This is a genomic window from Bradyrhizobium sp. (genome assembly GCF_004799445.1).
GTDB lineage: Bacteria > Pseudomonadota > Alphaproteobacteria > Rhizobiales > Xanthobacteraceae > Bradyrhizobium.
The window spans coordinates 1-13,272 of record NZ_SSNA01000145.1 but is presented as its reverse complement, the minus strand read 5'-3'; the positions used below and the strand labels follow the sequence as shown (position 1 = coordinate 13,272).

Here is a 13,272-nt window from a genome sequence, read left to right as displayed (position 1 = left end):
GGACTTGGGCCATTCATCAACCGGTTCATCGCGCCGCTGCCCGGGATCAGGCAACTATGCCTGCGGACCTATCTGGTCGGACGTCCGGTGCGTCACTTTCCGGACCGAAAATTCTCCGCCAGCATTCTGATCCCCTGCCGCAACGAGAAGGGCAATATCGAGAACGCGATTCTTCGCATGCCGAGGTTCGGCAGCTCGCAGGAAATCCTGTTTGTCGAAGGCAATTCGAGCGACGGCACCTTCGAGGAATGCGAACGCATTCGCGACGCCTACAGGGACAGCTGGGATATCAAGGTGCTGAAACAGGACGGCAAGGGCAAGGGCGATGCGGTGCGAAAAGGCTTTGCCGCCGCGACCGGCGACGTGCTGATGATCCTGGACGCTGACCTGACGATGCCGCCGGAAGCGCTGCCGAAATACCACGCGGTGATCGAAACCGGAAAGGCCGAATTCGTCAACGGCACCCGCCTGGTCTATCCCATGGAAACCGAGGCGATGCGTCCGCTCAATCTGATCGCCAACCGTTGCTTTGCCTATCTGTTCAGCTATCTCGTCAACACCCGGCTGACCGATACGCTGTGCGGCACCAAGGTGCTCATGCGCAGGGATTACGAGGTGCTGGTAAGGGAGCGCGGCTATTTCGGCAACTTCGATCCGTTCGGCGATTTCGATCTGATCTTCGGCGCGGCGAAGCAGAATCTGAAAATTGTCGAGACGCCGATCCACTACAAGGCGCGCACCTTCGGCGAGACCCAGATCTCGCGTTTCCGCGATGGCTGGCTGCTCCTGAAAATGGTGTGGTTCGCCTATCGCAAGCTCAAGGCGGTTTGACGGCGGGCAGAACTCGTAGCTCTCGTAACGTGCCGGGCTAGCGAGCCGCCGCCATATAGCGGCGGGCGTTCTCGGCGATGCGCTGCGCTTCCAGCCCAATCTCCCGCAACTGTCCCGTGGGCGAGGTCGTCTGACCGCAAAAATAGAGCCCGGGCGCGTTCGTCGCCCGGCCAGTCTGAAGCGGCATTCCCTGCCGGTCGAACACGCCCTCCACATCCGGAATCAACCGGCGCAGATCGGGCTGGAACCCGGTTGCAAGGATGACAGCATCGAATTTCTCGACTGTCGCGTCCGCAAACGCAACGCCATCCGACACGAAGCGATCTATCGCGCCGCGTATCCTGATGGAGCCGTCCCGGATCCTTGCCAGCGTGCCGATATCGATCAGCGGAACGCGTCCATCTTCTTCGACCATCTGGCGCGGTCCCTTGGCCGCCCGGCGCAATCCCAGTTTTTCGAAAGAACCGACCGCGAGGCGCAAGATCGGCGCGTTGATCAAATCGACCAGCCGCGCCGGCAGATGCTGATACAGAATAGCCCAGGTCAGGATCGGAAGGCCGAGCAGATCGCGCGGCAGTATCTGAACCGGGCCGCGCACCGCAAGCGCGACATCGACGCCGGCTTCCGCGAGGTCCAGGGCGATCTCGCCGCCCGAATTGCCAAATCCGACGACCAGCACCCGCTTTCCCGGATAGGGCGCGGGATTACGATATTCGCTGCTGTGCACGACGGCTCCCTGATAAGCGTTCAGGCCCGGCCATGAAGGGCGGTACGGCGCATCCGCAATGCCCGTGGCGACGATAACAACCGGCGCGGTGATCGGACCCCCAGCGGCTTCCGCGCGCCACCCCGCACCATCGCGGCGTATGCAGGAAATCGTCGTGTTGAAAGCAGGCCGTATGTCAAAGCGCGCGGCGTAACTTTCGAGATAGGCGACCATCTGCATGCGCGATGGATACAGCGGATAGGTCTGCGGCATTGCCATGCCGGGCAGGCCGGAATGCTTGCGATCGGTGTGCAGATGGAGACGATCGTAATGGCGCCGCCAGGCCGAGCCGACGTTATCGGCCTTCTCGAATACAGTTACGTTGAACTCCGCCGCGCGCATCGTTGCGGCACATGCAAGCCCGGCCGGGCCCGCCCCAACGATGACCGCGTCGAAATTCCGCAACACGTCCTCCGCAGTCAGGATCGCCTACTACCCCCACACTTCCTTCGCCACATCGACCGCGAGCTTCAGTTTGGCCCACTGCTCTTCCTCGGTGAGGATGTTGCCCTCTTCCGTGGACGCGAAGCCGCATTGCGGCGATAGCGCAAGCTGGTCGAGCGGGGCGTATTTGGACGCCTCCTCCAGCCGCCGCTTGATGTCGTCCTTGTTCTCGAGCTGGCCGCTCTTGGAGGTGATGACGCCGACCACCACGATCTTGTTGCCCTTGGGCAGATAGCGCAGCGGCTCGAAGCCGCCGGCGCGCTCGGAATCATATTCCAGGAAATAGCCGTCGTAATTGGTGCCCGCGAGCAAGGTCTCGGCCACCGGCTCGTAGCCGCCGGAGGAAATCCAGGTGGAGCGGAAATTGCCGCGGCAGACATGGGTGGTGATGGTCATGTCGGCCGGCCGCTCGGCGATCGCATAGTTGATCACGCGGGCGTAGATCTCCTGCAGATTGTCGGCGGCCTCGCCGCGCGCGCGCAATTTGTTGAGTTCGTCCTGCGAGCAGAGATAGGCCCAGACGGTGTCGTCGAGCTGCAGATAGCGGCAGCCGGCGTCGTAGAACGCCTTGACCGCCTTGCGGTAGGTCTTGGCCAGATCCTGGAAGAACACATCGATGTCGGGATAGACCTCCTTGGAGATCGACTTGCGGCCGCCGCGGAAATGCAGCACCGCCGGCGACGGGATCGTCATCTTCGGCATCACATGCGCGATCTCGCATTGCCTCTTCAGGAACCTGAAATGCTCAAGCATCGGATGATCGTCGGGGAAATCGAGCTTGCCGATCACGCGCACCGCCTCATGCCTGGTCTGGACGCCCGCGAACTGGATACCCTCCTCGGGGTGGAACAGTTCGCAGCCCGTCAGATGGCTGAGAAAATCAAAGTGCCACCAGGAACGACGGAATTCGCCGTCGGTTGCGAGCTTAAGCCCGATCGAGGCCTGCTTGTGCACGACCTTTTCGATCTCCATGTCCTCGACCTTGCGCAGATCGTCGGCGGAAATCTCGCCCTTCTCCAGCCTGGCGCGCGCCTCCTTGATCTTCGGCGGCCGCAACAGGCTGCCAACCTCGTCGGCGCGGAAGGGGGCTTTTGTTCTTTGCATGGCTTTCACTCCTGCGGACCTATCGTTCGCCCGATTAAAACACTTTTGACCCGTCATTGCGAGCCAACGGGTCGCGCGAATGCGCGCCCGATGCTAAACTCCGCGAAGCAATCCATCCACGAAAAAAACTGGATTGCTTCGACGCTATCGCTCCCTTGCGAAAGCGCTTCGCGTTTGTCGCAGGCAATGACGGTAAGGCGTTGTCACGACTTGCCTGCGACGCCCAAATATCGTTCGAGCACCGCGGGATCGGCCTTCAACGAGCTACTTGGCGCATCGTGGACGATTCCGCCGCGCTCCAATATCACGACGCGGTCGGCCAGCCCCAGAATCTTCTGGGCATTCTGCTCGACGATGATGGAACAGATGCCGCCGGCGCGGGTGATGGTGCCAAGCGCCCGCAGCAGCTCCTCGACGATGATCGGGGCCAGCCCCTCGGTCGGCTCGTCCAGCAGCAACACCTGCGGATTGAGCGTGAGCGCGCGGCCGATCGCCAGCATCTGCTGCTCGCCGCCGGACAGCTGGTTGCCGAAATTGTTGCGGCGTTCTTTCAGCCGCGGAAACATCTGGTAGATTTTCGCCACGGTCCAGGGCCCCGGCTGGGCGACTGCCGTCATATTCTCCTCGACCGTCAGCGAACGAAAGATGTTGCGTTCCTGCGGCACCCAGCCGATGCCCGCCCGCGCCCGCTGATCGGGCCGCATGGCCGTGATGTCGCGGCCAGAGAGCGCGATGGTGCCGCCGAAACGGCGGGTAATCCCGACGATCGAATTGATCAGCGTGGTCTTGCCGGTGCCGTTACGGCCGAGCAATGCCAGCACCTGGCTTTCCGGCAGCCGCAGCGACATGCCGGGCAAGACCACCGCTTCGCCGTACCCCGCGCGCAGACCCTCGATACTGAGCAGATCAGGCATCGGCGGCCTCGCCGAGATAGACCGCCTTGACCCGCGTGTCGCGCGCCACTTCGTCAGGCGCACCCTCCACCAGCAGCGCGCCGTTGACCAGCACCGAAATCCGGTCCGCGAATGAGAATACCAGATCCATGTCGTGCTCGATCAAGAGCACGGTGACGTCGCGCGGCAAGCCGGCGACCGCCGCGAGAATGTCGTGGCGCTCGCTTTCGGGAACGCCGGCGGCGGGCTCGTCCAGCAGCAGCACCCGCGGTTTGGTGGCAATCGCGACCGCAATCTCGAGCAGGCGCTGTTTGCCGTAGGGCAAGGTCGCGGTCGGCTCGTTCATCACATCGAGCAGATGGAAACGCGCCAGATTTTCCGTGATCTCGCCATTGACGTCGTCGCGCGTGCCCATCACCCGCCACCAGTCGCCGCCACGGCCGAGCCGCTCCGAAACCGCCAGGCCGATGGTCTCGATCGGCGTCAAATCAGGATAGAGCTGGTTGATCTGGAAGGTACGCGACAGACCACGCAACACGCGGGCATGTACCGGCAAATCCGTGATGTCGGTGCCCTGCAACAGAATCCGCCCCGAATTGGGCGTCAGCACGCCGGTCAGCAGGTTGATGACGGTGGTCTTGCCGGCGCCGTTCGGGCCGATCAGCGCGTGGCGGGCGCCCTGCTCGATCCGCAGCGAGAGGTCGCGCGTGACCTTGAGCCCGCCGAACTGCTTTTCAAGTCCAGTGGTTTCCAGCACAACACTCATGACGCGTCGCTCTCGGGGACGGCGACGATGGCCTTGCGGCCACTGAGCAGACCGATGATCAGGTTCGGCGCCCACAGCGCCCAGCGATGCATGCGCGCCCGGCCGACCAGCACGATCACGACCAGCACGAGGCCAATCCAGAATTGCCAGTATTGCGGCGTGAGATTGGAAAAGAATTCCTGCAGCATCCTGAACACCACCGCGCCGATCAGGCCGCCGTAGAGATAGCCGCTGCCGCCGATCACCAGCACCAACATCAGATCGGCCGAACGCTCGAACGCGAACACGTCGAGCGAGGCCAGCGCCGTGGTCTGGGTGAACAGCGCGCCGGCTATTCCGGCATAAAAGGCGGCCAGCGTGTACACCGCGATCAGGCGTCGGTTGACGGGGACGCCGACGGCGGCGGCGCGTAACGGATTGTTCTTGATGGCGCGCAGCGAAAGGCCGAACGGCGAATGCACGATCCGCCGCGCCAGCAGGAACAATGCAAACAGCACGGCCAGAGAGTAAAAGAAGCCGACCTTGCCGAACATGTCAAAAGCAAACAGGCCAAGGATCGGCGCCATCTCGATGCCCTGCAACCCGTCGGTGCCGCCGGTGATGTTGGAAAAGCGCTCTGCCAGCGCCTCCAGCAGCAAGGCGATGCCGAGCGTCACCATCAAGCGGGTCAGGTCCACGCCCCTGATCACCAGGAAGCTTGTGAGGAAACCGACGACCATGGCAGCCAGGCCGGCCATCACCAGCGCCACCACGGGCTCGGTGACGATGCCGTGCAGCGCGAGCAGCCCGGCGCAATAGGCGCCGACGCCGAAGAACGCCGCATGACCGAGCGAAACGATGCCGGCATAACCGAGGATCAGGTCAAGCGACAGCGCGAACAGAGCGAGCCGCACGATGTCGCTCATGATCAGGAAGCGGGAAGGAAACAGGAAGGCGCAGCAAAGGGCCAGCACCCAGAACGCGATCTCGCTCCAGTGCCAGCGCGCGTGCTGTCTGGCGTAGCGTCCGACGTCGGCTTGCGCGGTCATGGCTCGTTACTCAACGCGCAGCGGTGCGGCCGAACAGGCCGTTCGGACGCCAGATCAGGATCACGATCATGATGGTGTAGATCACGAACGGACCCATCTTCGGCACATAATATTTGCCGGCGACGTCGCCGACGCCGAGCAGCAGCGAGGCCAGGAACGGCCCGGTAATGCTGGAGGAACCGCCGACGGTCACCACGATCAGGAAATAGATCATGAACTTCAGCGGGAAATACGGATCGAGCCCCAGTATCTCTGCGCTGAGCGCGCCGCCGAGGCCAGCGAGGCCGCAGCCGAACGCAAAGGTGAAGGCGAATACCTGTGGCACGTTGATGCCAAGACCGCTTGCCGCGCGCGGATCGTCCACCGCGGCCCGCAACCGGCTGCCGAACCGGGTACGCGCCAACACCAGTTGTAGCCCAGCGGTCAACAGGCCGCAGATCACGATGATCATCAGCCGGTAACGGCCGATGCCAACGCCAAAGAAATCGATCTGCCCTTCCAGCGCGGCCGGGAGTTTGATGAAAATCCGCGACGACCCCATGACGTAATCGACCGCTGCCACCGACATGAAGACGAGCCCGACGCTGAACAAGACCTGGTCGAGATGGCTTCTGGCGTAGAGGTGACGGTAGAGCGCACGCTCCAGAACCACGCCGATCAGAGCGCTCGAGACAAACGCCAGCGGCAGGGCAGCGAAGAACGGCCAGCCGGATTGATTAACCAGAACCGCGCAGACATAACCGCCGGTCATGGCGAACGCGCCATGCGCAAGATTGACGAAGTTCATCAATCCCAGCGTGACCGCAAGGCCACAGGCCAGCACGAACAGCAGCATGCCATAGGCGACGCCGTCAAACAGGATGGTGAAGAGCGTGGTCATGCTGGATTGGCTAATCCGAAGAGGCTCGGTGCGTGCCGGGTTAACTGCTGGCCCCCCTCGCCCTGCACTTGCGGGGAGAGGGTTGGGGTGAGGGGCTCTCTCCACCGGCGCACATGTGGAGAGTCCCCCTCGCCCGATCACTTCGTGATCAACCTCTCCCCGCAAGCGGGGAGAGGTTGAAGATGCGCTTGATCATCCCGTTTTTGAGGGACAAGCGGCAAGCACCGCCGTCACTTCTTGGTCTTGCCGGAGTCCTTGACGGCCTCGAAGGTCTGGAATTCGACGTTGTAGAGTTCGCCGTTCACCTTCTCGACCTTGCGGATGTAGATGTTCTGCACGATATCGCGGGTTTCCGGATCGATCGAAACCGGCCCGCGCGGGCTTTCCCATTTCATCCCCTTCATGGCTTCGATCAGCGCATCGCCATCGGTCTTGCCGCCGGTCTTCTTGAGCGCCTCGTAGATCAGGTGCATGCCGTCATAGCCGCTCACCGCCATGAAGCCGGGGCGCGAGCCGAAGGCCTTCTTGTAGGACGCGACGAACTCCTTGTTTTTCGCCGAGGGGTGGGCCGCCGAATACAGATGCGCGGTGACGGTGCCGAGCGCGGCGTCGCCCATGCCGTCCAACAGATCGTCATCCATCACGTCGCCGGGGCCGATCACCTTGATACCCGACTTGTCGAGCCCGCGTTCGGCATATTGCTTCATGAAGTTGCCGCCCTGCCCTGCCGGCACGAACACGAACATCGCGTCAGGCTTGGCATCTTTCATGCGCTGCAGGAATGGCGCGAAGTCGGGGTTGGCCAGGGGGACCTTGACCTCTTCGACGATTTGCCCGCCGCCGGCGGTAAAGTTCTGCTTGAAGAAATTCAGCGCGTCGTTGCCGGGCGCGTAGTCCGACGTCAGCGTGGCGACCTTCTTGATGCCGTTCTTGACCGCCCAGTCGGCGATGATGGTGGAGGACTGTGCAAGGGTAAAGCTGGTGCGCACGATATAGGGCGAACGCTCGGTGATGATCGAGGTGCCGGCCGCCATCACGATTTCCGGAATCTTGGCCTGCGTCGCCAGCGGTGCCGCCGCCAGCGCCGCGGGTGTGACGCCGAAGCCGGCGATGAAATTGACCTTGTCGTTGACGATCAGCTCTTGCGCCAGACGCTTGGTGTTGTCGGGGATCGCAGCATCGTCCTTGAGGATGATTTCGATCTTCCGGCCGGCGACAGTGTCGCCGTTCTGCTGCATGTACAGCTTGACCGCATTGTCGATCTGCTTGCCGGTCGACGCCTGGCCACCGGTCATCGGCAGGATCAGGCCGATCTTGACCGCGTCCTGCGCCTGCGCGGGCGCCGGAGCCAGCGCACCGATGACCGCAACGGCGCCTGCGGCCAGCAACATTTGACTGCGAACGAACATGAACGTCTTCCCCCCTGATCGATTATGGCTCGAACCTTAGGTCCCGCCGCACCATAGCCCAGATTTTTCGGCCGCCGTAGCATGGCGGCATGGCTTCGTCGGCTGCTCTTTCGTCTAACGGACGAACGGTGCGGCTCTGGCCGAGGCCTCTCAAGGCGGGGGCCGAAGCGACAAGGGTCGATGCTCGGTGCCAGGATACCTCAGCCGCTAGCCTTGTTCGCGCCGGCGCTGGCAGCCCGCATGTTAGAGTTTCGCATCACCGGAATCTGGTTTCTCGCTTGCTTGTACGATTGTACAAATAAATTGGCTCTGTCAACAAAGACGAACCGTGGCGGAACCGCCCATCCCGGAATGGCCATTGATCGGCATGTGGTGAATTCAGAGAGGTTTCCCGGACCAAATCCGGCGACGATCCCTGCTGCCGGTTGCCCTTGAAATCACGCCCGAGACCGGTCAATGGCTGGTCGACGAAATCAGGACCGCGATGCGGCCCCAAATCCATCTTCTTTAAAGGCCATGGTTCTAACGTCCTGCCGATGCCAGTCAGCGCCCGCCATATCGCCACGTTCCTCGCGCTCGCCCTCGCCAGCTTTGCCTTGGGCGGCTGCGGCACGATCAACGAGAAGCTTGCCGATGGAATGGGCAATTATATCCCGCAATGGGCCGGCGGCTTGCCGCGGGATGCACCGCCCCGGCGCGGCACCCCGGAATACGATGCGTACATGAAGGAGCGGGAGGCGAAGCGGCTGCAACCGGCGCCAAGCAAGGATGAAGCCACCAAAGCCCCTTCATCTTCGTCGGCGGCGGTTTACTGATCTCATCGGCGTCTATTTGTTGCAGCGGACCACCTGGTCAACGCCAACGCCCTTCCCGCGCAGGGTGTCCCATATCAGGCCGAAATCTCCGAGAAGACTTTGGCTCCGAACGTATTGCGCATCGATCTCGGCGAGGCGGTTTGCATCCGACATATCGATGCCGCCGACCTGCGCCAGTCCCGTTATGCCGGGCCGCACTTCGAGAACGCCCAACCTCCGCCGCGCCTCGACAAGCTCGATCTGGGACGGCAGGCAGGGACGCGGACCCACCAGGCTCATATCGCCAATCAGCACGTTCCACAGTTGCGGGAGTTCGTCGATCTTGAGACGACGCAGAGACTCGCCCAAAGCTGTAACCGCCGACGCCTGCACCTGATGGGTCGGGAGATTCGCCGTTCCCGAATGCATGGTCCGAAACTTGTAACAGGTAAATGGACGCCCATTCTTTCCGACACGGATCTGGGCGAAGATCGCGTTGCCCGGACTTTGAAGCCGAATGGCGACGATGATCAACAGGAGGATCGGCGAGAAAACCACAAGGAACAAGGCGCAGGCCACGACGTCGAACGCTCGCTTCATGTTTCAATCACTCCGGTCGACGGCTTCTCTTCTCGCATCGACGATACCCTTGCGTTCGTTTCCATTTCGACTGGGCTTGTCATGGATGCCGCGATGACACGCCGGCCCCGGTCGTCACTTTTTCCAAATCCTTGCGATTGTCGATTCCCGCCTATGCCAGCCTTCCCCGGTCAGCGCCTGACTTCGTCAGGGCCGGCCAAACTTGCGGAATTGCCAGCCGCCGCGCCGGCCGTACCACTTATGGAAGGTGCCATCATCGCCCGGAGACCGGCCTTGGTTTCAACTTTCGGAGACCACCCGGCCTTCTGCAATTTCTCAGCGCTTGCCACCAGTTCACGGCCAATCCGGTCCCAAAGCGGCTGGCGGCCTGCGGCGACGATCATCGCTTTGACGGCCGTCGGCGGAATTGAAACAAGCCGCGGAGAGTGCCCGGCTGCTTCGCGCAAGGTGACAAACATTTCCGCGAGCGTGATCGGTTCGCGATCGCAAACGATAAAGGTCTGATTGAGTGTTGCCGGACCATCGAGGCACAAGATGATCGCCTCTATCAGATTGTCGATCGAAAGCAGCGAACGTCGATTCTTGAAAGCTCCAAAGGGAAGTGGCAGCGGTAGTCCCGCGATACGCACGATCAGGGCGATATTGGCCTTGGCTCCCGGACCATAGACAATGACAGGCCTCAGAATCGTAAACGGTACGCCCGAGAGCCGAATTTCCTCTTCGGCAGCGAGCTTGGCCCGATCATAGGCAGTGATCGGCTGCGGCTCGTCGGTTTCGGTAACAACATGGTCGGCCGCAGAACCCGCCTGCGCACCGATCGACGACATGAAGATCAGCCGTTTGATTCCTTGCCGGCGGCAGGCTTGCACCAGCCTTGCTGTCGCTGTCCTGTTGGCCTTGGTGTAGTCCAGGCCATCGGCGTGGCTGCGATGGGCGATGGCGGCAAGGTGCACCACGATGTCCATGCCGGCGACGAGCGGGTCCCAGTCAACCTCGTCCTCCAGGTTGGGCAACCTCACCCATTCGAGATGGTCGTGGTCTGCCCTTCCGTACGGTCTGCGCGAAGCGGCCCGAACGCTATGACCTGCCGCCGCCAATGCGACGCTTACCGCCGAGCCGATGAAGCCTGACGAACCGGTGACTAGTATCCGAAAAGACATTGCTTAACCTGACCGGGTCCCTATCAGCTGGCAACGACCAAAGGTAGCATCCGGATTCTGCACAGCCACAGAACAAACACAACGTAGCCTCGGATACAAAGTTCCCGATCTCTACATCGTGCGGAGCCGGCTATACCAAGATCTGTTTCGCCGCCGCCTCAGGCGAAAACATCGACCCGCCCAGCCGTTTTCCCCGGTCCGACATCGTGCGGCGCAGCGCTTCGTCGTCCGCCAATTCCTCTGCAAGGCCTTTCAGCTCGTTGACGGAGGAACCGGCATAGACTCTCCCCACCCCGCTGGCTTCGATCAGCCTTTCAAGGTCCGTCCCACGGTTAACACGCGCCAGCACCGGCAGTCCATACTGAACATACGAGACAAACTTTCCGGGAATGTTGTGCGTCTTGTGATTCGGGTGAAGCGCAACCAGTCCGACATGGCATTGCGCGAGCAGGCCCGGAATTTCGGACGGGTCGATCTCGTCGAAAAACAGCACGTTGGTCAGATCCCGCGACGCCCTTTCCGCCTCGAGCTTCGAGAACTCGGAACCACGGCCGACGAAGAGAAACCCGATATCGTCCCGATGCCGCAGACTCTGGATCAGATCCATCAATATCTCGATACCCTGGGCGACACCCATGTTGCCGATATAAACGAACACCTTGCGGCCGGCCAGCGAGGTGCGGGCAACCTGGATGCTGCAACCGATGTCCGGGGTCGTCGCGAGCCAGTTGTGCAGCACTTCGATTCGTCGCCCCTTCGACTTGGTCCAGTTTGGCAGGTAGTCGAGATTTGATTCGGTTTGCACTCCAATGGTATCGGCGACCGCATACTGGAATGCCGCCACGGCTTTCAACAGCAGATAGACCGGCCCCTTCCTGATAATGCCGAGGTCGACCGCCCATTCGGGAAAGATATCGCGCAGGATCAAATAGGTCCGCGCGCCGGACGCCCGGCGTAACGCCCAAATCAGCGGACCGAAGAAGATCGGCGGCGAATACCACACCAGCACATCCCACTTCGCCGAACGCAGCGGACTGCGGCGCATGCCGCGCAGCATCGCGAACGGCAGCCACATTTCCGCCAGCGCTCGCCGAAACAGAGTTGCGGCGCGCGTCGGCGGTGCCGCGAGACGCAGGACGTCAACGCCGTCGAGCCGCTCCACCTTCCAGGGTTGATCGGAGGTGAGCGAGGGGACGATCATGACAGGCCTGTGACCGAGCGCGGCGAACTGTTGCGCCAGATCCCGCAATTGAACCGCCGCGGAAGTCCGCAGCGGCGGGTAGTCCGTCGAGATCAGGGCAATCTGCAAGCTGCGGTTCATTTCGACTGCTCTACGAACTTGCGCAGGTTGGTTCCTGGTGAATCGGCGCACGAGGCCGATCAAAAGAAATTGGTGATCTGGGTCCGGATCGCGTTCACAACCACCGCGGACGGCGAATAATCCTCCTCGAATTCGTAGCGCGCGCTCCAGGGCAGGCTGACCGCGAGCGTTACCGATTCCACGATATTCGCCGCATCCATGCCGGACACGATGGTCGCCCCGCTCTCAAGCGTTTCCATCCGCTCCGTCGCCATGCGCAAGCTTACATTGGGGACCTTGTAGAACAGGCCCTCCTCCGCGGCAGTGCCCGAATCGGAAAGCACGCAAAACGACTGTTTGAGCAGCTGATTGAAATCGTAGAAGCCGAGCGGCGCCATGATCCGGATATTTGGCGGCACCGTGATCGCCTTGAGCTTGCTTGTGGTACGCGGATGCATCGGGAAGATGATCTCGCGCTTGAGCCGCCGGTTGAGTTCGCCGAGCGCCTTGAAAATATTCGCGAGATTCTCCGGATTATCGACGTTCTCGCTGCGATGCGCCGTCACCAGGATGTAATTCTTCGGCTCCAGCCCGAGCCGGCTGAGGATGTCGCTGGCTTCGATTTCGGGCGCGAAGGCGCGCATCGCCTCGAACGTCGTATTTCCGGTGACGATGATCTTCGAGGGGTGAATTCCCTCGCGCAGCAGATTCTCGCGGTGATAATGGTTGTAGGGCAACAGAATGCTGCTGATGTGATCGATCAGGATACGGTTACGCTGTTCCGGCATCCGCCGATCCCAAGCCCGCAATCCCGCTTCCATATGGAAGATCTTGATGCCGCGATGGGCCGCAGGAAGCACGCTGAGACCGCTGTAGGTATCGCCGAGGATCAGCAGCGCATCCGGCTTTACCTTCTCCATCAGGGCATCCGATTTGAGGATGACGTCGGCGACTTCCGGTCCGTAACCGGAGGTATCGATATCAAGCTCATAGTCCGGCTTTCGCAGCTTCAAATCCTTGAAGAAGAAGTCGCGAAGCTCGGGGGTGAAATTCTGCCCGGTATGAACCATCACGTGGTCGAAGTTCAGCTCATCGAGCTTCTTCAGCGTCGCCCACATCTTGATCATTTCCGGGCGCGTCCCGAAAATCGACATCACCTTCATTGGCTTGTTCCGTGTTGGCTTGTTGAACCGTCAATACCTCATCTGGGTATCACGGCGTGAGCGGCGGAAAAATCGAAACCTCGGGCAAAGGAAGAATCATCCGGCCGCCTTTGGCCAGATAGTTACCGTTCTTC

Annotated in this window: 13 protein-coding genes; 2 read left to right on the top strand and 11 right to left on the bottom strand. The window is 61.5% G+C overall.

Annotated elements, in window-relative coordinates; all coding sequences use genetic code 11:
- Nucleotides 1–831, top strand: an 831-nt coding sequence (locus E8A46_RS19925) for a glycosyltransferase family 2 protein (protein WP_291564849.1), incomplete at its 5' end; no start/stop codon positions are given.
- Between the two features lie 37 nt (nucleotides 832–868).
- On the opposite strand, the gene E8A46_RS19920 is transcribed toward E8A46_RS19925, so the two are convergent.
- The 7 genes from E8A46_RS19920 to E8A46_RS19890 form a co-directional block, all read right to left on the bottom strand.
- Nucleotides 869–2,002: an NAD(P)/FAD-dependent oxidoreductase gene (locus E8A46_RS19920; RefSeq protein WP_291564847.1), complete on the bottom strand. Its 1,134-nt coding sequence runs from the start codon at nucleotides 2,000–2,002 to the stop codon at nucleotides 869–871.
- Nucleotides 2,003–2,029: 27 nt separating this feature from the next.
- Complete coding sequence (locus E8A46_RS19915; protein WP_291564845.1) at nucleotides 2,030–3,145, bottom strand: cobalamin-independent methionine synthase II family protein; 1,116 nt, start codon at nucleotides 3,143–3,145, stop codon at nucleotides 2,030–2,032.
- 203 nt (nucleotides 3,146–3,348) lie between these two features.
- Nucleotides 3,349–4,059 carry an ABC transporter ATP-binding protein gene (locus E8A46_RS19910; RefSeq protein ID WP_291564843.1) on the bottom strand — a complete coding sequence of 237 codons (711 nt, stop codon included), beginning with the start codon at nucleotides 4,057–4,059 and terminating at the stop codon, nucleotides 3,349–3,351.
- Entirely contained in the window at nucleotides 4,052–4,804 is a 753-nt protein-coding gene (locus E8A46_RS19905) for an ABC transporter ATP-binding protein (RefSeq protein WP_291564841.1), read from the bottom strand. Before E8A46_RS19905 ends, E8A46_RS19910 begins: the two co-directional genes overlap by 8 nt.
- Nucleotides 4,801–5,832: a branched-chain amino acid ABC transporter permease gene (locus E8A46_RS19900; protein ID WP_291564839.1), complete on the bottom strand. Its 1,032-nt coding sequence runs from the start codon at nucleotides 5,830–5,832 to the stop codon at nucleotides 4,801–4,803. Before E8A46_RS19900 ends, E8A46_RS19905 begins: the two co-directional genes overlap by 4 nt.
- Before the next feature lie 10 nt (nucleotides 5,833–5,842).
- Nucleotides 5,843–6,712 (bottom strand): branched-chain amino acid ABC transporter permease, encoded by an 870-nt coding sequence (locus tag E8A46_RS19895; RefSeq protein ID WP_291564837.1) that lies wholly within the window; start codon nucleotides 6,710–6,712, stop codon nucleotides 5,843–5,845.
- A gap of 230 nt (nucleotides 6,713–6,942) precedes the next feature.
- Nucleotides 6,943–8,121, bottom strand: coding sequence for an ABC transporter substrate-binding protein (locus tag E8A46_RS19890; protein ID WP_291564835.1), 1,179 nt, complete (start codon nucleotides 8,119–8,121; stop codon nucleotides 6,943–6,945).
- 536 nt (nucleotides 8,122–8,657) lie between these two features.
- Here E8A46_RS19890 and E8A46_RS19885 point away from each other — a divergent pair.
- The gene (locus E8A46_RS19885; RefSeq protein ID WP_291564833.1) at nucleotides 8,658–8,936 is read left to right on the top strand and encodes a hypothetical protein; all 279 of its coding nucleotides are present in this window, start codon (nucleotides 8,658–8,660) and stop codon (nucleotides 8,934–8,936) included.
- Between the two features lie 12 nt (nucleotides 8,937–8,948).
- Here the strand turns inward: E8A46_RS19885 and E8A46_RS19880 are convergent, their stop codons facing one another.
- The 4 genes from E8A46_RS19880 to wecB all read right to left on the bottom strand — a co-directional run bounded on the left by E8A46_RS19880 (nucleotide 8,949) and on the right by wecB (nucleotide 13,138).
- Complete coding sequence (locus E8A46_RS19880) at nucleotides 8,949–9,515, bottom strand: sugar transferase (protein ID WP_291564830.1); 567 nt, start codon at nucleotides 9,513–9,515, stop codon at nucleotides 8,949–8,951.
- Between the two features lie 170 nt (nucleotides 9,516–9,685).
- Nucleotides 9,686–10,675: an NAD-dependent epimerase/dehydratase family protein gene (locus E8A46_RS19875; protein WP_291564828.1), complete on the bottom strand. Its 990-nt coding sequence runs from the start codon at nucleotides 10,673–10,675 to the stop codon at nucleotides 9,686–9,688.
- 130 nt (nucleotides 10,676–10,805) lie between these two features.
- Nucleotides 10,806–11,996, bottom strand: a complete 1,191-nt coding sequence (locus E8A46_RS19870; protein ID WP_291564825.1) for a glycosyltransferase family 4 protein — start codon at nucleotides 11,994–11,996, stop codon at nucleotides 10,806–10,808.
- Between the two features lie 59 nt (nucleotides 11,997–12,055).
- Complete coding sequence (gene wecB / locus E8A46_RS19865; RefSeq protein ID WP_291564823.1) at nucleotides 12,056–13,138, bottom strand: UDP-N-acetylglucosamine 2-epimerase (non-hydrolyzing); 1,083 nt, start codon at nucleotides 13,136–13,138, stop codon at nucleotides 12,056–12,058.
- Nucleotides 13,139–13,272: the final 134 nt, after the last annotated feature.